The sequence below is a fragment of the Nonomuraea sp. NPDC049028 genome, assembly GCF_043197735.1.
Lineage (GTDB): Bacteria > Actinomycetota > Actinomycetes > Streptosporangiales > Streptosporangiaceae > Nonomuraea.
In genome coordinates this window covers 78618-99095 of record NZ_JBICTR010000011.1, presented here as the reverse complement: position 1 = coordinate 99095, position 20478 = coordinate 78618, and the positions used below count along the sequence as shown (strand labels likewise).

The window sequence follows — 20478 nt, the reverse complement described above, 5'->3', positions numbered from 1 at the left end:
TCATTTATGTGTGCCTTATGACCCGGAAGGAGCCCGAGGGTGCTGACCCTTCGCAGGACCCTGGTCGCGGCCGGAGCCGCCGTCGCGTTAGGACTGACGGCGCTGCCCGCGTTGGCCGCCGACATCCCGCCGGCCGACACCGTGGTGACCAGCCCGAACGTGACCCACGTGCTGAACATCCCCAAGCCGGCGCCGATCGCCGCCACCATCAACACCGACATCGCCTTCCAGGGTGACTACGCCTACGTGGGCAACTACGGCGGCTTCTCCATCTACGACATCCGGAACCCGAAGAAGGCCACGCCGGTCAGTTCGGTCGTGTGTCCTGGAAGCCAGATGGATGTCACCGTCTACGGCAATCTGCTCTTCACCGCCGTCGACTCCTCGCGCAGCGACGACTCCTGCAACAGCACGGCTCTGTCGGCGGATCACAAGGAGGCCTGGGAGGGCATCCGGATCTTCGACATCAGCGACAAGACCGCGCCCAAGTACATCAAGTCCGTCGAGACGAACTGCGGCTCGCACACGCTGACGCTGGTGCCGGGCAAGGGCTGGGACAAGAAGAAGAACGTCTACATCTACGTGCAGTCGTACAACCCGAACGCGACCTTCCCCGACTGCCTGCCGCCGCACGACAAGATCTCGATCGTCAAGGTGCCGCTGAAGAACCCGACCGCGGCGGCCGTCGCGGCCACCCCGGTCGTCTTCCCCGACGGCGGCAACGAGACCCAGCCGGGGCTGCTCATCCCGACCAGCGGCTGCCACGACATCACCGTGTACGCGGAGAAGGACATCGCGGCGGGCGCCTGCATGGGCGACGGCGTGCTGTTCGACATCTCCGACCGGCTGAACCCGAAGGTCACGGCCAGGACCACCGACCCGAACTTCGCCTTCTGGCACTCGGCGACGTTCAGCAACGACGCCAAGAAGGTCGTCTTCACCGACGAGCTCGGCGGCGGCGGCGCGGCCACCTGCAACGAGGCCACCGGGCCGAACCGCGGCGCCGACGCGATCTATGACATCTCGCACGGCCGGCTCGTCTTCAAGAGCTACTTCAAGATCCCGCGCTACCAGGCCGACAGCGAGAACTGCGTCGCGCACAACGGCTCGTTGATCCCGGTCAAGGGCAAGGACATCATGGTCCAGGCGTGGTACATGGGCGGGGTCTCGATCTGGGACTTCACCAACTCGGCCGCGCCGAAGGAGATCGGCTACTTCGAGCGCGGCCCCCGCGCCGACAACAGCGGCGGTGGCGTGTGGTCGGCGTACTACTACAACGGCTACATCTACGCCGCCGACTTCCACGAGGGCCTGGACGTCATCAAGATCAATGACCGGCTGACCGACGGCGCCGCACGGGTGCACGCCGATCAGCTGAACGTCCAGACCCAGCAGTCCTACCGCGAGTGGGGCTGGGGCTACGACGACTGAGCCGGCCACCCGGCGCTGATCCCGCCATCTGGCACTAAATTCGGCCACCTGGCACTGATCCGGCCACCTGGTACGGCGGAGCCCCCCCGGCTCCGCCGTACTGGCGGAAGTCCTGAGGCCTCCGTTGTACCGGCGGAGCCTCAGGACTTGCGGCAGAGGCTGATGGCGTCCGCGACGGCCGCCACGTCGGACCGGTCGTTGTAGTAGTGGAACGACATGCGCAGCAGGTCGCCGCGCGGCGCGGTCACGATGCGCCGCTCGGCCAGCCGGGCGGCCAGCCCCTGGGGGTCGTCGTCCGCTATCGCCACCTGCGGCCCGCGCGCGCCGGCCGGGCTCGCCACCCGCTCGCCCGCCGCTGCCAGCCGCTCGGCCAGCTCCTCGACGAGCTCCGACACATGATCCTGTACGGCCCGCGGGTCCACCCGCTCGATGAGATCGAACCCGGCGTTGGCCGCGTAGGCCGACGGCACGGGCGGCGTGCCGGTCTCGAAGCGCCGCGCGTCCCCGGGGAAGTCCAGCAGCCGGGTGTCGAACGCGAACGGGTTCACCCGGCCGAACCAGCCCGTCAGCTCCGGGTCGCGCTGATGCTCCAGGCCGTCGCGCACGTAGAGGAACGCGATGCCGGGCAGGCCGAGCAGGTACTTCAGTGAGCCCGAGGCCAGATAGTCGCAGCCGAGCGCGCGAACGTCGATCGGGGTGACCCCGGTGGCCTGGTAGGCGTCCACGAACACCCGCGCCCCCTGCTCGTGCGCCAGCCGTACGACGTCCTGGGCGGGCAGGCGGGCGCCGTTGCGGTAGGTGATCAGCGGGACCGACACCAGGTTGACGCGTTCGTCCACCACCCGCGCGTACGCTCCGGCCTCGACGTACTCGCCCATGTCCGCGGCCACCCGCACCTGGGCGCCGCGTCCGCCCTGCGCCAGCCAGACGTGCGCGATCGACGGGAACTCCAGGTCGTTGGTCACGATGCCGGGGCGGCTCGACCAGTCGAGCGACGAGGCGACCTGGAAGGCGGCCTCCGACGCGCACGAGAGCACCGCGATCTCGCCGGGGGAGGCCCCGATGAGCCGGGCGAACCGCTCGCGGGCCCACTCGACCTCGGCCATCCACACCTCCCAGGGAGCGCCCTTGTCGCGGAGCGAGTAGCCGATCTCCTGCAGCGAGTACGCCAGCTGGGCGGACAGGGCGCCCTGGCTGCAAGTCGCCAGATGCACAGTGTCGGCCAGCGACGGAAACTCCGCCCGGAATTGGGCAGCGTTTAACATATGTAACATTCCGGGCCGCCTGTCAGCTGATTTCCTTGAATTCAATAAACCTTCAATCACGCTACATCGATAGGATCGCCGGATGATTGGCACCAGAATTCGCGAGCTCCGGTCCGAACGTAATCTCACCGTGGCGCAGCTCGCGACTGCCTCGGGGGTGCCGAGCGCGTTGCTCAGCCAGGTCGAGCGCAATCGGGACGACCCCAGTCTGGAGACCCTGCGGAAGATCGCCAAGGCGTTGGGGCTGCCGCTGTTCAGCCTGTTCCAGGAGTCGGATCCGGCCCTTGTGGCGGTGATCCGCGCCGACGCCAGGGTGCGGGTCAAGTCGCCTGCCGACGGGATCACCTACACGCGCGTGTCGCCGGGTCGCGGACTGCTGGAGGTCCTGGAGGGGCACCTGCTGCCCGGTGGCTCGTCGGCCGCCGAGCCGTGGACGCATCCGTCGGAGGAGTGCGTGATGGTGCTGCGGGGGCGGCTCGTCGTCGAGGTCTCAGGCATCAACCATGAACTCGAGGCGGGCGACAGCTGCTATTTCGACTCCTCGCTGCCGCACCGCTATCTGAACACGGGCACCGAACCCACCGACTTCATCATTGCCGCGACGCCCCCTAGTTACTGATTTTTCCTGTCATAGTGATGCGGCTAGTGCCAACCCAAACCAGGAGGTCCTTCGTGGTGTCCAGATTCGGCCGCGCCTTGATCGTGGCGGGAGCGGCGTTGCTGGTGCTGCCGGTGCTACCGGCCCAGGCGTCGGACGGCGTCAAGGCCAGCGCCAACGTCAAGCTCGTCGCCAACGTCCCGAAACAGGGGCCGTTCAAGGACTCCGAAGCCTACGACACCGACCTGGCCTTCCAGGGTGACTACGCCTTCCAGGGCAACTATCACGGCTTCACGATCTACGACATCAAGAACCCGGCCAAGCCGGCGGTCGTCAGCCGCGTCACCTGCCCCGCCGCCCAGAACGACGTCTCGGTCCAGGGCGACCTGCTCTTCCTGTCGGTGGACGAGTCGATGACCAATGACTCCTGCAAGGCCGACGCCGAGACGCCCAGCGTGAAGTCGGCGTGGGAGGGCATCCGGATCTTCGACATCAGCGACAAGAAGCGGCCCAAGTACATCAAGTCCATCGAGACCGCCTGCGGCTCGCACACGCACACGCTCGTGCCCGACAAGACGCGGCCGGGCAAGAAGAGCACGGCCGTCTACCTGTACGTCTCGTCGTACGGGCCCGCCAAGTCGTACCCCGACTGCAAGCCGCCGCACGACCGGATCTCGATCGTCAAGGTGCCGCTCGGCAAGCCCACCTCCGCCAAGGTCGTCGCGCGCCCGGTGCTCTTCCCCGACGGCGGCAACGAGAAGCAGGAGGACCTGCTCGCCCCCACGACCGGCTGCCACGACATCACCGTGTTCCCGGCCAAGGACCTGGCCGCGGGCGCCTGCATGGGCGACGGCGTGCTCATGGACATCTCCGACAGGGAGCACCCGAAGGTCACGGCCAGGGTCACCGACGAGAACTTCGCGTTCTGGCACTCGGCGACGTTCAACAACACCGGCACCAAGGTCGTCTTCACCGACGAACTGGGCGGGGGCGTCATGGCCGCCTGCAACGCGGCGGTCGGTCCCCAGCGGGGCGCGGACGCGGTCTATGACATCACCGACGGCCAGCTCGCGTTCAAGAGCTACTACAAGATCCCGCGCAACCAGACCGGGGACGAGAACTGCGTGGCGCACAACGGCTCGCTGATCCCGGTCGCGGGCCGCGACATCATGGTCCAGGCGTGGTACCAGGGCGGCGTGTCGATCTGGGACTTCACCGACTCGTCGGCGCCCGCGGAGATCGGCTACTTCGACCGCGGCCCGCTGAAGCCCCAGAACCTCGGCGGCTCCTGGTCGGCCTACTACTACAACGGCCACATCTACAGCAGCGACATCCAGAAGGGCCTGGACGTGCTGACCATCACCGACCAGCGGACCGACCCGGCCGCTGCGAAGCGGCTGAAGGTCCTCAACACCCAGACCCAGTACGCCTACTGACCCGCCGGGTTACTGGGGCGGCACGAACCCACCCGGAGTCGCCTGCGGCGGCGACTCCGGCGCACTCGGCGCCTGCGGCTGGTACGGCTGGGCGGCCTGAGGTTGGTACGGCTGAGTGGGCGGCGTCGTCGGCGGATAGGGCGCTTGGTACCCCGGCTGAGGCGCCTGGTACGCCCCCGGTTGCGCAAAGGGCCCCGGCTGGGGGAAAGGCCCAGGTTGGGCCGGGGGCGTCATGCCGTTGCGCTGGGCCAGCCGTACCTGGTCGCGCCTGCGACGCTCGGCCAGGACGGCGCTCAGGTACGCGTGCGGCGGCACCCCGGATGGCGCGGCCGGCGAGACGAACGCCGCCACCTGAGCCGCGATGCGCATCCCCACCTCGTGCTGGATCTGCGGCGACAGGTCGTGCCAGCGGGAGACGTACTGCCGGGCGGCCGTCGCCACCTCCTCAGGCAGCTGGGAGAGCTCCAGCGTCGCGGCCCAGGCGGCCAGCGGCGGCGGCATCATGATCAGATGCCCGTCGGATCGCGGCCCGCGCTCCGAGATCACGATCGTGCCCGCGAAGATGTCGCCCAGCCGCTTGCCCCGCTGGGAGACCAGCGAGGAGATCAACGCCGGCGCCCCGGAGAACATCCAGAACTCCACCAGCCCGGCCAGCCCCCGGAACAGCGCCTGCCTGAACCGTTCGGGGCTCCCGTCGTCGCTGACCACCCGCAGCCCGAGCGCCAGCTTGCCGAGGCTCCGCCCTCTGCTCACCGTCTCGAAGATGACCGGGTAGCCCACGATCACCAGCACGAGCAGCACGATCGACACGGCCGCGAACAGCGCCGTGTCAGTGACCAGGAAGAATGCTTGCAATGCAACGTACGTGGCGATCAGGACGGTCATCTGGACCGCCATGTCGATGATGAGCGCCAGGGCGCGGGACGGCATCTGGGCCACCCGTACCTCGACGACGACGGCGTCACCGGTCACAACCTCTGACATACGTGGAGCCTAACGGCATTGACCCGATGGATGACCGGCCACAATGGTCGGGTGGACATCGATGCGTTCGTCACCGCACACCGCCCGGTATGGGACAGATTGGAGCACTTGATCAAACGCCGCTCCTCCCTGACCGGTCCCGAGGTCGACGAGCTGGTCGACCTCTACCAGCGGGTGTCCACGCATCTGTCGATCGTCCGCTCGTCCTCCGCGGACGCGATGCTGACCGGCCGCCTGTCCGCGCTGGTGGCCAGGGCGCGGTCGGCGGTGACGGGCGCGCACACGCCCGCCTGGCGGGAGTTCGTCAGGTTCGTCACCGTGTCGTTCCCGGTGGTGGCCTACCGGGCCAGGTGGTGGTGGCTGGCCACGTCGCTGGCGTTCATCGCCGTCTCGTGGGTGCTCGGCGCGTGGGTGGCGAGCAATCCCCAGGTGCAGACCTCCATCGCCTCGCCCGACGAGATCACGCAGCTCGTCGAGCACGACTTCGCCGACTACTACTCGGAGAACCCGGCCGCCTCCTTCGCCGGACACGTGTGGATCAACAACGCGTGGGTCTCGGCGCAGGTCATCATCTACGCGATCCTCCTGGGCCTGCCGATTCCCGTGCTGCTCTGGTCGAACGCCGCCAACCTCGGCGTCTCCGCCGGGCTGATGGCCTCCCGCGGCAAGCTGGACATCTTCTTCGGGCTGATCACCCCGCACGGCCTGCTGGAGCTGACCGCGGTCTTCCTGGCGGCGGCCGTCGGCATGCGGCTGGGCTGGACGGTCATCGACCCAGGGCCGCGCAGGCGGGTCGAGGCGCTGGCGGAGCAGGGCCGGGCGGTGGTCAGCGTGGCGCTCGGGCTGGTCGGGGTGCTGTTCGTGTCGGGGCTCATCGAGGCGTTCGTCACGCCGTCCGGGCTGCCGACCCCGGTGCGGGTGGGCATCGGGGTGCTCGCCGAAGGGGCCTTCCTCGCGTACGTGATCGTCTTCGGCAGGCGGGCCCTGCGCCAGAACGAGACCGGCGACCTCGAACGCGCCCCGGACGTGGCCCCCAGCGCCTGAGCTCGACCACAGGCTGTCTACAGGCGGCCGGCGGCCTTCAGCGCCAGGTACGCGTCCGCCAGGGCCGGGGCGATGTCCTCCGGGGGCGCGTCCACCACCTCGACGCCGTGGCGGCGCAGCCGGGCGGTGATGCGCCGCCGCCCCAGCTGCGTGTGCTCGGCCGCCGCGGCGTCGTACACCTGCTCGGCCGTGTCCTTCTGGGCCGCCATCGCCGCCACGCGCGGATCGGAGACGCCCGCGACCAGCACCAGGTGGCGCGCGGACAGCTGCGGCAGCACCGGCATCAGCCCCTCTTCGAGCGCGGCCGAGTTGAGGTCGGTGAGCAGCACGACCAGGCAGCGCCGCTTGGCCCGGGACAGGACCGCCGCGACCATGCCCTGCGAGTCGGCCTCGATCAGCTCCGCCTCGATCGGCGCCATCGCGTTGACCAGCGAGGACAGCAGCTCGGTGCGCGAGGCACCGGCCACCCAGGCGCGTACGGCCCGGTCGTAGGCGAGGAAGTCCACCTGGTCGCCCGCCTTGGCGGCCAGCGCGGCGAGCAGCAGCGCGGCGTCCATCGACCAGTCGAGCCGGGGCCAGCCCGGCACCGGCCGGGGCTCCGGCCGGACCAGCAGCCCGCCGGCGCCCGCCTGAGCGCCGGCCATCGGCGTCGGGGCGTCGCCCACCCGGCCGGCGGAGGTGCGGCCGGTGTCGAGCACGATCAGCACCCGCCGGTCGCGTTCCGGACGCCAGGTGCGCACGACCACGTCGTGGCGGCGCGCGGTGGCCCGCCAGTCGATCGAGCGTACGTCGTCGCCCACCACGTACTCGCGCAGCGAGTCGAACTCGGTGCCCTGCCCGCGTACCAGGGCCGGGTGCTGGCCGTCGAGCTCACGCAACCTGGCCAGCCGGGAGGGCAGGTGCTTGCGCGACAGGAACGGCGGCAGCACGCGCACCGACCACGGCGCCCGGTGGGTGCCCTGACGGGCGGCCAGGCCGAGCGGCCCGAGCGAGCGCACGGTGATCGCCACGGACTCGCGGTCGCCGCGCCTGGTCGGGGTGAGCGTCACGACGAGCTTGCGGCGCTCTCCGGCGGGCACGTCGAGCCGCTGGGAGCGCGGTGAGGCGCCCGCGGAGGGCGGCCAGGCGTCGCGCAGCAGACCGCGTACGCGCCTGCCGCCCGGGTTCTCCACCACCAGCTCGACCGTCGCCTGGCCGCCGAGCCGGACCAGCCGGTCGCCCGAGCGGTGGAAGCGCAGCGAGCGGACCGCGCCCGCGAACACCAGGTCCACGATGATCGCGGCGGCCAGCAGCAGGCAGACGCCCGCGACCGCGGGTCCCGGATCGGGCGCCAGCAGCACGACCACGATGCCGATCGCCGCCACCAGCCCGGCGCGTCCCGTCAGAGCCATCAGCGCGGGACCGGGACCGAGGCCAGGATGCCGTTGAGCAGGCCGTCGGAGGTCGCGCCCTCCAGCTCGGCCTCGGGCCGCAACTGGATCCGGTGCCGCAGCGCGGGCCTGGCCAGCGCCTTGACGTCGTCGGGCGTGACGTAGGCGCGGCCCGACAGCCACGCCCATGCCCGAGAGGCGGCCAGGAGCGCGGTCGCGCCACGCGGTGAGACGCCGAGCTGGAGCGACGGAGAGTTCCTGGTGGCCCGGGAGACGTCCACGATGTAGCCGAGCACCTCGGGCGCCACGTGCACCTTCGACACCGCCTCGCGGCCCGCTTCGAGGTCCTGGGCGGTGGCGACGGGCTTGATCTCGGACAGGTCGCGCGGGTCGAAGCCGCGCGCGTGCCGTTCGAGGACCATGATCTCCTGGTCGCGCGGTGGCAGCGGCACGGTCAGCTTGAGCTGGAACCGGTCGAGTTGCGCCTCCGGCAGCTGGTAGGTGCCCTCGTACTCGATCGGGTTCTGCGTCGCGCACACCACGAACGGGTCGGGCAGCTTGCGCGCGTCGCCCTCCACGCTGACCTGCCGCTCCTCCATCGCCTCCAGCAGCGCGGCCTGGGTCTTCGGCGGGGTGCGGTTGATCTCGTCGGCCAGCAGCAGGTTGGTGAACACCGGCCCCTCGCGGAACTCGAACCGCGCCGTCTTCGCGTCGTAGATCAACGAGCCGGTCACGTCGCCCGGCATCAGGTCGGGCGTGAACTGCACCCGCTTGAAGTCCAGCGAGAGCGCGGCGGACAGCGTGCGGACCATGAGCGTCTTGGCCACGCCCGGCACGCCTTCGAGCAGCACGTGCCCCCTGCACAGCAACGCGATGACCAGCCCGGTCACCACGGCGTCCTGGCCCACCACGGCCTTGGACACCTCGGCGCGCAGCGCGCTGAGCGCGTCCCTGGCCGCGTCACCGCCGGGCACGTGGGCGGTCTCCTCAATGTTCACTGACGGTCCTCTCGATGACGTCCAAGTAGCGTGCCAGGCCGACGAGCCCGGCGTCGTCGGCGGGGGGCGGGCCGTACAACGCGGCGCCGATCTCCTGCGGGTCCTGGCCGGTCCGTACGGCGATGGCGGCCACCAGCTCGTGCCGCCCCGAGCCGGAGCCGAGGCCGAGCCGGGGCGTGAGCCGGTCGATCGTGCCGGCCCTGAGCGAGTCGGCCGCCCTGCCCCTGGCCCGTCTGGCCCGGTAGAGCCGCCCGCGTCCCTCGACCGTCTCCGCGGCCCGCACGACGACGGGCAACCGCTCGGTCACGACCGGCCCCAGCCGCCGGCCCCGCCAGAACGCCACCAGCGCCACCGTGATGACCGACATCAGCACGGCCCAGGGGATGCCCGCGGGCATCAGTTCGTAGATGGACTGACCGGCCTCGCCGGGCAGCTCGCCCACCGGCGGCGTCTCGGGCGCCACCAGCCAGGTCACGGCCTTGGCCGAGCCCAGCAGGTTGAGGGCGAGCGCGGCGTTGCCGTCCTCGGCCAGGCGCTGGTTGGTCATGAACTCGCCGCTGCCCAGGACCGTCGTGGTGCCGCCCGCGTTGGGGTAGCTGACCAGCGTCGATCCGTCGCCCGCCGGGTAGCAGCCGATGGCGCCGGACGGTCCGGCGAACGCGCTGCCGCCGATGAACGCGCTGCCCGCGGCCTTGGCGGCGGGCAATGAGCACTCCGGCTCGCGGGAGCGCTCGCGGGCGCCGCCCCGCTCCGGCCTTACGCCGGGGGCCAGCTCGTCGAGGTCGAAGACGTTGCCGACGATCACCCGGTCGCCCTGGATCGCGGCCAGCTCGCGGGTGTTGGTGTAGGTCGCGTCGGTGATCAGCAGCAGCCGGTCGCCCGGTGTGGCACCGTTCGCCTTCGCGGCGGCCGCCCCCGACGAGTCGACCCGGTCGACGGTGACACCGCGGTCGCGCAGCAGCGCGGCCAGCGCCATCGAGCCCGACAGCGAGGAGTCGGCGGGATCCAGGTGGCGGGCCGGGCGGGAGTCCGGTTTGAGCAGCACGCTGAGGACCGCGGCGAGCACGATGAGCGCGCCGAGCAGGACGATCATCCGGCTCGCCCGCCAGGTCGAGCGGACGGTCGGGGCGGTGGAGTAGGATTCGCCGGTCTCCTGGGGGCGCATGTCGAGGCTCATGAGGTTCCCCCAGTCGGCGGGACCGGTCTGGCGCTCATGGGGTCCTCCCGGCCAGCGGGACCGGCCTGGCCTGGCGGAGCCGCTCGTCGAGCTCGCTCATGGCGGTGTACGCCTCCCGGGTGCCCGGCACGTCGCCGTAGGTCACGTCGTCGAACGAGCGGGCGGCGGCCGTCAGTTCCGCGGCGAAGGCGGGCAGCGCCTGGCCCGCCTCGGCGGCCAGTTCGTCGGCCGTGCGTCCGGGCAGCCCGTCGACCAGGGCCCGCTCCTCCAGGTCGCGGGCGATGGCGCGCAGCCGTTCCTGGATCGCCTCGGTCCAGCGGCCCTGGGTGGCCAGCCGTTCGGCCGCCTGGCGGTGCTCGGCGGCGGTCATCCTCCGCTCGCCGAACAGGCCGTCCGCCGCCGTCGCGTTCGCCCGCGAGGTCTTGCGGAGCTGCCATACGACCAGCGCGATGACCCCGCCGATGATCAGTACGATCACGACGGCGGAGATGATGCCGCCGGTCGTGCCGCCGCCCGTGGCCGCGTCCATGAGATCGCCGACGAACTGGGTGAAGCGCCGGTACGCCTGGTCCAGCAGTGATTCCTTCTCGTATCCGGGCTTGAGGAGCTCATCCGCGGCCCTGCGCGCGGCCTCCCCCCTGTCGATCGGCGTCACGGCCTGGCGGAGTTGGACGGGTGCCAGAGCTCGTCGGCCGAGGCGTGCACCCAGCCCTGACGCTGCTGCTCGATCGCCGCCGTCTGCAGCACCAGGTCGAACGCCTCGCTGCGCATCCGCCGGTCGGCGTAGAGCAGGCCCGAGACGCCTGCCTCGAACGGATAGGTGATCATCGCGCCGAGCGTGCCGCCGATGGTGATCAGCACCGTGGACAGCACGGTGGCGCCCGCCGACTCGCCGAGCAGGCCGAAGAGGGTGCCGGCGATGGTGAAGGGCACCTCCAGGATGCCCGCGACGAGCCCGACCAGCAGCGAGGTGAGCAGCAGGATGCCGAGCACCCGCCAGAAGTCGCCGGTCACGAGGTTCCAGGAGCGCCGCAGGGCATCGATGGGGCCCCTTCCCTCCAGCACCACGGCCGGCGCCGCGAGCGCGAAGCGGGTCCGGAAGTACAGCACGTAGGCGAGGTACAGGATGAGCAGCAGCCCGGTGATCACGAGCACGCCGCCGGCCGCGGCGGGCGAGTCGTCGCCCGCGCCGGTCGCGATGACCGCGACGATGATCAGCGCGATGACGACCAGCGGGACCAGCATGATGACGGCCATCAGCCCCACCACGCCGAACAGCGCCGGGACGCGGCTCTTGGTCAGCTGCCACGCCTCTCCGGCGGAGATCTTGCCGCCGAACACGGCGCGGCCGAGTATCCGCATCAGCACGCCGGTCAGCAGTGTCACCACGACGAAGCTGACCGCGTAGGAGACGAGCGCGCCGCCGTACTGGGCGATGAAGCCGCCGTACAGGCCGGTCACGTCCGCCTGCTCCGCCGAGGACGGATCGTTCAGCACGCCGCGCATGGTGTCGAAGGCGAACACCTGTCCGATCGCGATCGGGACGGCCCCGAGCAGGGCGGCGACCGCCGAGAGGCCCAGCACGGCCTTGGGGTTGGACCGGATGAGTTTGATCGTTCCGTCGAGGATGTCGCCCAGCCCCAGCGGCCGTAGGGGTATGATCCCCGGGCGCAGTGCGGGCGGGTGCGGCATGTAGCCGTAGCCGGGCGGCGGCTGCTGATAGGGCGGTTGCGGACCGGAGCCGGGTGGCGGTTGCTGCGGCTGTTGGTGCTCGAAGCCGGGGGCGGTCCACGGCGAGGTCTGCGGGGCGCCGTAGGGAGGGGGCTGTTCTGGAGCCCAGCCTGGTGGCGTCTCGGGCGAGGGACCGTGACCGTCTGACATATCCCAATCCTGGCATGGTGGGCGGGGCATTGGTGTCGTGCGTACGATTCGCCGGCGCAACTCGCCCGCATTCCAGGGCGTTCCGGCGCAAGGATCTCATCGAAGGATGGCCGAAAGTCGTTCCGTTACCGCAGACTGAGATTGCGGTCGCGGATGCAAGTCTAAAACTCGTCTTTTGCGGGTCTCATGTCCCACGCATGGGCCAACTAAGGGTAACCTTCAGCGATCGTGCGGGTATGTCCCAGAATGCGTAGAACGAATGAGGGGCCATGAAAGGTCGCGTGCTGGTCGTCGATGACGACGCCGCTCTCGCCGAGATGCTGGGCATCGTGTTGCGCGGCGAAGGCTTCGAGCCATCCTTTGTCTCAGACGGGGACAAAGCCCTCGACGCTTTCCGGGACACGCGCCCGGACCTGGTGTTGCTCGACCTGATGCTGCCGGGGGCCGACGGCATCGACGTGGCGCGCAGGATCCGGGCGGAGTCGGGGGTGCCCATCGTCATGCTCACCGCCAAGAGCGACACGATCGACGTCGTGCTCGGTCTGGAGTCGGGGGCCGACGACTACATCGTCAAGCCGTTCAAGCCGAAGGAGCTCGTGGCCAGGGTGCGGGCGCGGCTGCGCCGTACCGACGAGCCCACTCCGGAGATCCTGCAGATCGGCGACATCACCATCGACGTGGCCGGCCACTCGGTCAAGCGCGGCGAGGAGACCATCAACCTGACGCCGCTCGAGTTCGACCTGCTCGTCGCGTTGGCCCGCAAGCCGCGCCAGGTCTTCACCCGTGAGGTCCTGCTGGAGCAGGTCTGGGGCTACCGGCACGCGGCCGACACGCGCCTGGTCAACGTGCACGTTCAGCGGCTCCGGGCGAAGATCGAGAAGGACCCCGAGCACCCCGAGATCGTGGTCACGGTCCGTGGTGTGGGCTACAAAGCCGGGCCGGCCTGACCGGCGCCCCACCCTGCCATGCCCCCGACTAGCCAGAAACGACTCCGTCGCCGTACTCTCCGCCAGATTCTCGGCGGGGTCCGGCGGCGGACGCGGCGTGCGGCGGGCAGGGCACGGAGTGTATGGCGGCGCTCGCTTCAGCTCCAGGTGGTCACCAGCACGCTGGTGATCTCCGTGACCGTGGTGGTCGTGCTCGGCGTCTTCCTGTCCGACCAGATCAACCGGTCGGTCATCGAGAGCCGCCAGCAGTCGTCGGCCACCGAGGCGCTCGCCGACCGCGTGCAGATCGCCGACGCGCTCAGCCAGAAGCCCGACGACCAGGCCAAGTCGACCTCCGACGCGAGCGGCAACGCGCCCGCCGACCCGCTCGACGAGGTGATGGACACCATCACCGGCTCCGGCGAGAACGGCTCCAAGAAGCGCTACGAAGTGCTGGTGCTCAACACCTCCAACCCCGGCAGATCGCGCGCCTCGGGCAACGTCACGCCGGAGGACGTGCCGCTGGCACTGCAGCAGGCCCTGCGGCGCGACGAGCGGAAGTTCATCTTCGACAAGCCGTACCGCTTCACCGCGCCCATCACGTTCACCGGTGAGAGCCAGCCCACGCCCACGCTGGTCATCGCTGGCGTGGTCAGCCTCCTCAACGGCGAGAACTACGAGGTCTACCACTTCTTCCCGATCAGCGAGGAAGAGCGGATGCTGTCCAACGTCCGGCTCGCCATCGCCGTGGTGGGCCTGGGCCTCGTGGTGCTGCTGGCCGCCATCGCCTACCTGGTCGCCCGGCAGGTGGTCAGCCCGGTCCGGCTGGCCCGCGAGGCGGCCGAGCGCCTGGCGGCGGGCAAGCTCGACGAGCGGCTCAAGGTACGCGGTGAGGACGACCTGGCCCGCCTGGCCACCTCGTTCAACGAGATGGCCGTCAACCTGGCACTGAAGATCCACCAGCTGGAGGAGCTGTCCCAGGTCCAGCGGCAGTTCGTGTCCGACGTCTCCCACGAGCTGCGTACCCCGCTGACCACGGTCCGGATGGCCGCCGACCTGCTCTACGACGCCCGCGAGGACTTCGACCCGATGGCCGCCCGCTCGGCCGAGCTCATGCAGGCCCAGCTGGAGCGGTTCGAGTCGATGCTGGCCGACCTGCTGGAGATCAGCCGCTACGACGCCGGCGCCGCCACGCTCGACCTCGACCCGGTCGACGTACGTGACGTGGTGCTGCGCGCGATCGGCGACTCCGAGGCGCTGGCCGAGCGCCACTCCACCCGCTTCGAGCTGCGGCTGCCCAACGAGCCGTGCATGGCGGAGATCGACAACCGGCGGGTCGAGCGCATCCTGCGCAACCTGCTGTTCAACGCCATCGAGCACGGCGAGGGCAGGGACGTCGTGGTGACGGTGGGCGCCGACCGGGACGCGGTGGCGGTCGCCGTACGAGATCACGGGATCGGCCTGAAGGCGGGCGAGGAAACCATGGTGTTCGACCGGTTCTGGCGCGCCGACCCGTCACGGGCGCGGACCATCGGCGGCACCGGGCTGGGCCTGGCCATCTCGCGTGAGGACGCCTCCCTGCACGGCGGCTGGCTGCAGGCGTGGGGGCAGCAGGGGGAGGGCTCGCAGTTCCGGCTGACGCTGCCCCGGGTGGCCGGGACCGACCTGAAGGGGTCGCCGCTGTCGCTGGTGCCACCGGAGATCGAGATGCGGCGTACGTGGCGCGGGCAGATGACGCCGGTGCTGCTGCCCGCCTCGGCGGACGGGGCTGGTTATGACGAGGACTAGTCCTTCGGTTTTGTTGCGGATCAGGCGGCTCGGCGTTGCCGCCGCCGTCGTCGCGGCTCTCCTCTGGAGCTCGGCCTGCGCGGTGATCCCCGTGGGCGGTCCGTTCCCGGTCGGCGAGGCCGATGGCGGCGACCCGATGAACAAGCCGTTCCAGCGCATGGTCGCCATCCCGCCGCAGGCCGGCTGGTCGCCGGAGCAGGTGGTGACGGGCCTGCAGGCCGCCATGGCCGCTTACGCCGACGACCCGGAGATCCTGGCGAAGTACCTGACTCCTGAGGCGCGGCAGGCGTGGAAGCCCGGCGGTCCGGTGACGGTCCTCGACAACCTGGTGAAGTACGACGTGGAGGGGAAGATCGGTGACAAGGAGATCACCGTCACCCTCTCCGGCACCCAGGTCGCCCGGATCGAGAACGACGACACCTACGTGCCCACCTCCGGGGGGGTCGACAAACCGTTCACGCTGGTCAAGGACCAGCAGGGCGACTATCGGGTCAAGTCGCTGGTCGGCGGCCTCCTGCTCACCGAGGCGGACGTCACCCGCGCGTACCGGCCGACGAACCTCTACTACCTGAACGGCACCCCCGGCAGCGGCGGCGCCAACTCGGACATGCTCGTCGTCGACCGGGTCCGGCTGCGGCTCAAGCCCACCGAGAGCTTCGCCAAGACGATCATCGAACGGCTGCTCAAGGGCCCGAGCAAGGCGCTGCAGGGCGCCGTGGAGAACGTCTTCCCGCACGGCACGCGGGTCGAGTCCGTACGGGCCGGGGACGACCGCGTGGTGATCAACCTCAGCGGTCCCATCGACCCGGGCGGCATCTTCACCAGGGGACTCCAGGCCCAGCTCAGATGGAGCCTGACCAGCAACAACGTGGCCAACGGCCGGTACATCGAGGTGCAGCTGGACGGCGAGCCGTTCTACTCCTCAGAGGCCATGACCATCCCGCCCAACATCAGCGACCCCTGGCTGGGCACCTCCTCGAACGCCGCCTACTACACCAGCAAGGGCGCCGTCTACGCGATGGCCACCGAGGGCCCCGGCCGGCCCGTGGCCGGACCCGCCGGCCAGGCGAACAACCAGTACTCGGGCTTCGCCGTGGCGGTCGGCGGCTTCTCCGTCGGCCAGGGCGCCGACCTCATCGCCGCCAAGTCGAGCGCGGGCGGCATTTGGGTGACCACGGCGGCGGCGGACGGCCGCTGGCAGCAGTGGATTCAGGGGGCGAGCGCGGATCTCACGCCGCCTTCCTGGCATCGGGATGGCACCCTATGGACGTACGACCGCCGGAACGGCGCCGTGCTGCGGTGCAATCCGGGCGCCGGGCGCGGGCCTGAACGCATCGCCGCGCCCAGCCTCGACGGGTTCGACGTCACGCGGCTGCGGATCGCCAGGGACGGGGTGCGGGTGGCGGTGACGATCGGCGAGCACGAGATCCGGGTCGGCGCCATCACGGGAAGCGGCGCCGCCATCATGCTCGGAAATTTCCAGACATTGAGCACGGTCGACGACGAGAAGATCCGGGACCTGGCCTGGCGCGACGGCGAGCACCTGGTGGTGCTGTCGCAGAGCAAGGCCGGGCCGGTGGTCAAGGAGATCAACGTGGGCGACGGCACGGTCACCAAGCTGCCGTCGGACACGCGACTGCGGACGCTGGCCGCGCAGGGTGAGCGGATCCTGGCGGGGACCCAGAAGAAGAACGAGATCCTGGAGTCCAACCTGGACAAGCAGAACTGGACCTCCAAGATCGCCGCAGACGCCGACACCCCGCTGTTCCCCCTGGGCTGACCGGACGCTTCCGCCTGGGCTGATCGGACGCTTCCGCCTGGTCCACCTGGACGCTTCCCGTGGTCGGCTGGAAGCTCCCCCCAGAGTCGGCCGGGCTGCGACTGGCCGCCATGCCGGTGCTGACCGGACGGCGATCCGCCATTCGTGTGGGGGTCATTCCTGGGTTGATAGGGCGGTAGCTGCCCGCCCGCCAGGGGCGCCCCTTCTCCTGACAGGGGACATCTGGACCACCGGGTTCCGGGGGGACGGATCCGCCGCTCAGGCGGGGCCGTCCTTGGGCTGATGGGGACGGTGACTGGCCGTCCGTGCGGGGGGCCGTTCGTGGGCGGAAACCGTCGGGGTCGACGGGCATGCTGGTCCTCGTGTTCGCCGCTCTCGCCGACCTTGCTGACCTGGCCCTTCCCCAGAGCTGCCTGGGCTGTGGCACCAAGGGCCCGCGCCTGTGCGGGACCTGTCTGGACCCCGCCCCGGCCCGCCGCATGCCGAGACCCGCCCCCGACGGCCTCCCCGAGTGCTGGTCGGCCGCCGACTACACGGGGGCCGTGCGCGAGGCGATCGTCGCCTACAAGGAGCGTGGCCAGACCACGCTGGCCCATCCCCTGGCGACGGCCCTGGCCTTCACCGCCTGCCATGCCCTGGCCTTCACCGCCGGTCACGCTGCGGCGGACCGCCCTGCCACACCCCTCGGGAACCGCCTCGCCACACCCCTCGGGGACCGGCCCGCCACACCTGTGGCTGTGGCGGTCGTCCCCGTGCCCAGCGCCCGTCGAGCTCTCCGGTCGAGGGGTCACGACCCGGTCGGCAGGCTGGCCGCGCTGGCTGTGCGGCAGCTGGCGGCGTTCGGTCACCGGGCGGAGCTGTGGCCCGCGCTCGGACAGGCGCGTCAGGTTGGCGACCAGGCGGGCCTGAGCGCCACGCAGCGGGCCGCCAACCTCGCCGCCTCACTTCGGGTCACCCCCGCCGCGAAGGCCCGCCCAGCGGCCCCTGTGCTACTCGTGGACGACATTGTGACCACGGGCTCCACACTGGCCGAAGCCGCCAGGACACTCCGGGTGCACGGCGTTGACGTCCTGCTGGCGGTGACCGTGGCCGCGACACGCCGAAGATCTTGCAATCCATTACGGTCACACTGAGTAAAGAGAGATCATTTTTCTGCTCTCACTTGGACGTCACATGTGCCTACCCGCTGGGCAGCGGTGGGGCAGCTCAGGCCTCCGTGTGGGAGGAGGATATGTGGCCCGGCGTACGCAAAAAGGGGCATCCGTCACGTGAGTCACATCGGAGGAAAATCACAGAAAGTGATCGTTTGACCGATCCCTAGGCTGACATTCGTCTCCGATGCGGATAGCGTTCTGACATGGCACCCGTTCGGGTCCGTGGTTGCGCAGGGCCGGGAGTCCCGGCTCTGCTAGCCGATGCCAGCCGCAGGCAAAACGGTCCACGTAAGGCGACTCTTTGTCGACCGATCACGGTGCGGCTTAGGGGTAAGTCCTGCCTTCCCGGGGGTCCAGATGTCCCCCGTCAGGAGAGAAGGGCAGTAGTGGCATCAGAGCCGCGAAATCCTCAGCAGGCGGATGTGGGGTCGAAGACCAGGTCGGCCGGACGGGTGCCACCCGAGAACCCGGTGACGGAACGTCGGAAGAGGGTAACGGTGACAGCAGAGAGGCAGACGGAAGACCCCGCCCGGCAAGCACGTCGTCGGGCGCTCTTTCTCAGTCGTTAGACGAAGGGGGGCTGTTGCATGGACATCATCGTCAAGGGCCGGCACACAGGAGTGAGTGATCGGTTCCGAGACCAGGTGGAGACCAAGCTGGCCAGGATCGAGCGTCTGGACAACAAGCTCATTCGAGTTGATGTGGAGGTGTCGAAGGAGCGCAATCCGCGCATCGCCAGCCAGCGAGAGCGCGTCGAGCTGACCATTCACTCTCGAGGACCCGCCATTCGCGCGGAGGCTTCCGCCGACGATCGATTCGCCGCCCTGGACATGGCGCTGGACAAACTGGAAGGCCGGCTCAGGCGCCTGTCCGACCGGCGCAAGGTGCACCACGGCAACCACGCCCCGCCCTCCGTCGCGGAGATCACCGCGACGCTGCCCGAAGCCGCCGACCTGGCGCCACCGCGCAAGGCCGAGGTCGTACCGGAGTTCGACGAAGAAGAAGAGCTCCCCGACGACAAGCAGTATGACGACATCGTCCCCATCGAGATGGACGGCGACGGGCCGCTCATCGTACGAGAGAAGCACCACAAAGCGGAACCCATGACCATCGACCAGGCCCTCCTCGAGATGGAGCTGGTCGGCCACGACTTCTATCTGTTCCGTGACAAGGAGAGTGGCCAGCCGTGTGTCGTTTACAACCGGCGCGGCTACAACTATGGCGTACTTCGGCTCGTAGAGCCGTGACGCAGCGCTAAAAGATCTTCTCGACCACCCTAGGACCGCGTGAGACATGCCATCATTGGCGGTCCAACGGCTCTGGCCCCCCGACGAGGAGGAGACGTGAGCGAGCTCAGTCAGGTCATGAGCGAGCGAAGCGCGGAGATGGCGGTCTCCAGGCTGATCGAGGAGGCCTGGTGACGGAGTCCGGCGAGGCGCGCCCGTCAGGAGGCGAGCCGATCCGCGTCCTGATCGTGGACGATCACGAGCTGATCAGGCGGAGCCTGGCTCTGGCGCTGGCCGCCGAGCCAGACATCGAGGTGGTCGGTGAGGCGAGCGACGGGCATGAGGCGGTCGAACTGGCCGACCGCCTCATGCCCGACGTGGTGCTCATGGACGTACGCATGCCGCGGCGCGACGGCATCGAGGCGGCCAAAGGCATCAAGGCCTCGGTGCCGAGCACCCGCATCATCATGCTGACGGTCAGCGACGAGGAAGAAGACCTCTTCGAGGCCATCAAGGCGGGCGCGACCGGCTATCTGCTCAAGGACGTGCAGATCAACGACGTCCCCGCCGCCGTGCGCGGAGTTCACGAGGGTCAGTCGCTCATCAATCCGGCCATGGCCGCCAAACTCATCAACGAGTTCGCGAACATGAGCAAGAAGGAGAGCGAACGCCCACCCCAGCTCCCCGTGCCGCGGCTGACCGAGCGGGAGATGGAGGTGCTGCGCCTGGTGGCCAAGGGGATGAACAACCGCGAGATCGCCAAGCAGCTCTTCATCTCCGAGAACACGGTCAAGAACCACGTCCGCAACATCCTCGACAAGCTGCAGCTCCACTCGCGCATGGAGGCTGTGGTCTACGCGGTACGCGAGCGCATGCTGGAGATCACCTGACATCGCCCTCGGGCGGGCGCGGCGGCTACGGATCGCCCGCCCCCTCGGTGGGCGTGCCGGGTGACGAGCGTCTACGCCCGCGGTGAGCGTGACGGCTATCGGCCACCTACGCGCCCCTCGGTGGGCGTAACGGCTGTGCCCACCAGTCCCTGCGGTGGGACACGGCGGGTGCAGATTGCCTGCGTCCTCGACGAGTGTGGCGGCTGCCGACCGTCTGCACCTGCGGTGAGCGTGGCGCGTCCGGCCGCATGCCCTGCGGTGATCGTGGTGGCTGCCGACGACCTACCCGTCCTCTCGGCGGGCGTGGCGGTGATTCGTCGGCAACGGACGCAAGTAGGCGATGAGGCTTTGTCGCCACTCGCCGCCCATTAGGCGACGGAGTGGCGGTCAGTCCTGCCCCGGCTTCAGACGGCGATTACCCGAGGTCCGCCCCCCGGTCCGTCCGACCGGGGGCTACCTGGCTTTCGGTCCGAGGTGTGCCCGGTCCGAAGTGTGCCCGGTCCGAGGTCCGACCGGCCCGAGGTCGGACT

17 protein-coding genes are annotated in these 20478 nt (G+C 69.8%); 10 read left to right on the top strand and 7 right to left on the bottom strand.

Annotation, left to right across the window (positions count from 1 at the left end):
* Positions 1-39: 39 nt before the first annotated feature.
* Positions 40-1431 carry a hypothetical protein gene (locus ACGFJ2_RS39440; RefSeq protein WP_358179842.1) on the top strand — a complete coding sequence of 464 codons (1392 nt, stop codon included), beginning with the start codon at positions 40-42 and terminating at the stop codon, positions 1429-1431.
* A 140-nt stretch (positions 1432-1571) separates the two neighbouring features.
* Here ACGFJ2_RS39440 and ACGFJ2_RS39435 read toward each other — a convergent pair whose 3' ends face one another.
* Positions 1572-2645 carry an aminotransferase class V-fold PLP-dependent enzyme gene (locus ACGFJ2_RS39435; protein ID WP_393477300.1) on the bottom strand — a complete coding sequence of 358 codons (1074 nt, stop codon included), beginning with the start codon at positions 2643-2645 and terminating at the stop codon, positions 1572-1574.
* 133 nt (positions 2646-2778) lie between these two features.
* Here ACGFJ2_RS39435 and ACGFJ2_RS39430 point away from each other — a divergent pair, with 133 nt between their 5' ends.
* Both ACGFJ2_RS39430 and ACGFJ2_RS39425 read left to right on the top strand, forming a co-directional pair.
* Positions 2779-3315, top strand: a complete 537-nt coding sequence (locus ACGFJ2_RS39430; RefSeq protein ID WP_357949068.1) for an XRE family transcriptional regulator — start codon at positions 2779-2781, stop codon at positions 3313-3315.
* A gap of 17 nt (positions 3316-3332) precedes the next feature.
* Positions 3333-4730: an LVIVD repeat-containing protein gene (locus ACGFJ2_RS39425; protein ID WP_393477297.1), complete on the top strand. Its 1398-nt coding sequence runs from the start codon at positions 3333-3335 to the stop codon at positions 4728-4730.
* 9 nt (positions 4731-4739) lie between these two features.
* Here the strand turns inward: ACGFJ2_RS39425 and ACGFJ2_RS39420 are convergent, their stop codons facing one another.
* A complete protein-coding gene (locus ACGFJ2_RS39420; RefSeq protein ID WP_393477295.1) occupies positions 4740-5714 on the bottom strand; it encodes an RDD family protein in 975 nt (324 codons plus the stop codon).
* Between the two features lie 51 nt (positions 5715-5765).
* Here ACGFJ2_RS39420 and ACGFJ2_RS39415 point away from each other — a divergent pair, with 51 nt between their 5' ends.
* Positions 5766-6758, top strand: coding sequence for a stage II sporulation protein M (locus ACGFJ2_RS39415; protein WP_358179851.1), 993 nt, complete (start codon positions 5766-5768; stop codon positions 6756-6758).
* Positions 6759-6775: 17 nt separating this feature from the next.
* Here ACGFJ2_RS39415 and ACGFJ2_RS39410 read toward each other — a convergent pair whose 3' ends face one another.
* From ACGFJ2_RS39410 to ACGFJ2_RS39390, 5 genes are read right to left on the bottom strand one after another with little or no spacing between them, the layout of a single operon-like run.
* Complete coding sequence (locus tag ACGFJ2_RS39410; RefSeq protein WP_393477291.1) at positions 6776-8149, bottom strand: DUF58 domain-containing protein; 1374 nt, start codon at positions 8147-8149, stop codon at positions 6776-6778.
* The gene (locus tag ACGFJ2_RS39405) at positions 8149-9126 is read right to left on the bottom strand and encodes an AAA family ATPase (RefSeq protein WP_393477289.1); all 978 of its coding nucleotides are present in this window, start codon (positions 9124-9126) and stop codon (positions 8149-8151) included. Before ACGFJ2_RS39405 ends, ACGFJ2_RS39410 begins: the two co-directional genes overlap by 1 nt.
* Entirely contained in the window at positions 9116-10303 is a 1188-nt protein-coding gene (locus ACGFJ2_RS39400) for a DUF4350 domain-containing protein (protein WP_393477286.1), read from the bottom strand. The genes ACGFJ2_RS39405 and ACGFJ2_RS39400 overlap by 11 nt, the downstream gene beginning before the upstream one ends.
* Positions 10304-10337: 34 nt before the next feature.
* Positions 10338-10958: a DUF4129 domain-containing protein gene (locus ACGFJ2_RS39395; protein ID WP_357949088.1), complete on the bottom strand. Its 621-nt coding sequence runs from the start codon at positions 10956-10958 to the stop codon at positions 10338-10340.
* On the bottom strand, positions 10955-12184 hold the full coding sequence (locus ACGFJ2_RS39390) for a glycerophosphoryl diester phosphodiesterase membrane domain-containing protein (RefSeq protein WP_357949091.1): 1230 nt from the start codon (positions 12182-12184) through the stop codon (positions 10955-10957). The genes ACGFJ2_RS39395 and ACGFJ2_RS39390 overlap by 4 nt, the downstream gene beginning before the upstream one ends.
* A gap of 269 nt (positions 12185-12453) precedes the next feature.
* Between ACGFJ2_RS39390 and mtrA the strand changes: the two genes are divergently transcribed.
* The 6 genes from mtrA (at position 12454) to ACGFJ2_RS39360 (ending at position 19948) form a co-directional block, all read left to right on the top strand.
* Positions 12454-13131: an MtrAB system response regulator MtrA gene (gene mtrA / locus ACGFJ2_RS39385; RefSeq protein WP_043620615.1), complete on the top strand. Its 678-nt coding sequence runs from the start codon at positions 12454-12456 to the stop codon at positions 13129-13131.
* Between the two features lie 18 nt (positions 13132-13149).
* Positions 13150-14898 carry an MtrAB system histidine kinase MtrB gene (mtrB, locus tag ACGFJ2_RS39380; protein WP_357949094.1) on the top strand — a complete coding sequence of 583 codons (1749 nt, stop codon included), beginning with the start codon at positions 13150-13152 and terminating at the stop codon, positions 14896-14898.
* The gene (locus ACGFJ2_RS39375; protein ID WP_393477281.1) at positions 14885-16678 is read left to right on the top strand and encodes an LpqB family beta-propeller domain-containing protein; all 1794 of its coding nucleotides are present in this window, start codon (positions 14885-14887) and stop codon (positions 16676-16678) included. The genes mtrB and ACGFJ2_RS39375 overlap by 14 nt, the downstream gene beginning before the upstream one ends.
* Before the next feature lie 350 nt (positions 16679-17028).
* Positions 17029-17811, top strand: coding sequence for a phosphoribosyltransferase family protein (locus ACGFJ2_RS39370; protein WP_357949099.1), 783 nt, complete (start codon positions 17029-17031; stop codon positions 17809-17811).
* Positions 17812-18419: 608 nt separating this feature from the next.
* Positions 18420-19079, top strand: coding sequence for a ribosome hibernation-promoting factor, HPF/YfiA family (gene hpf, locus ACGFJ2_RS39365; protein ID WP_357949102.1), 660 nt, complete (start codon positions 18420-18422; stop codon positions 19077-19079).
* 170 nt (positions 19080-19249) lie between these two features.
* Complete coding sequence (locus ACGFJ2_RS39360) at positions 19250-19948, top strand: response regulator transcription factor (RefSeq protein ID WP_357647853.1); 699 nt, start codon at positions 19250-19252, stop codon at positions 19946-19948.
* Positions 19949-20478 lie beyond the last annotated feature (530 nt).